Source organism: Pedobacter gandavensis (genome assembly GCF_032678465.1).
GTDB classification, from domain to species: Bacteria; Bacteroidota; Bacteroidia; order Sphingobacteriales; family Sphingobacteriaceae; genus Pedobacter; species Pedobacter gandavensis_B.
The window spans coordinates 1-505 of record NZ_JAVTSK010000032.1 but is presented as its reverse complement, the minus strand read 5'-3'; the positions used below and the strand labels follow the sequence as shown (position 1 = coordinate 505).

General features: G+C 47.3%; 1 pseudogene. It reads left to right on the top strand.

The annotated features are described in order from the left end of the window. Positions 1 to 505 (top strand): annotated as a pseudogene (locus R2Q94_RS22130) (hypothetical protein); the annotation flags it as partial.

Sequence of the window (505 nt, the reverse complement as noted above, 5' to 3'; positions counted from 1 at the left end):
TCTTCAGCTACGAGTTACCAGTGGTACAAAGGAGGCCTTGCCATTAGCGGTGCCACCAGTCAAACCTATACTGCCACTACTACTGGGGAGTATAGTGTAAAAGTAAGTTCTACAACTTGCCAGAGTGAGGCCTCGGCTGCTGTAGAAGTTGTGGTAAATGCAGTTCCGGTTGCAGAGATTACCGTGACTGGTGATAAGACATTTTGTGATGGCGGTAGCGTATTGTTGACTGCATCAAGCGCTACGAGTTACCAGTGGTATAAAGGAGGTATTGCCATTAGCGGTGCCACCAGTCAAAGCTATACTGCCACTACTACTGGGGAGTATAGTGTAAAAGTAAGTTCTACGACTTGCCAGAGTGAAGCTTCAGCTGCTGTCGAAGTTGTGGTAAATGCAGTTCCGGTTGCAGAGATTACCGTGACTGGTGATAAGACATTTTGTGATGGTGGTAGCGTATTGTTGACCGCTTCTTCAGCTACGAGCTACCAGTGGTACAAAGGAGGTA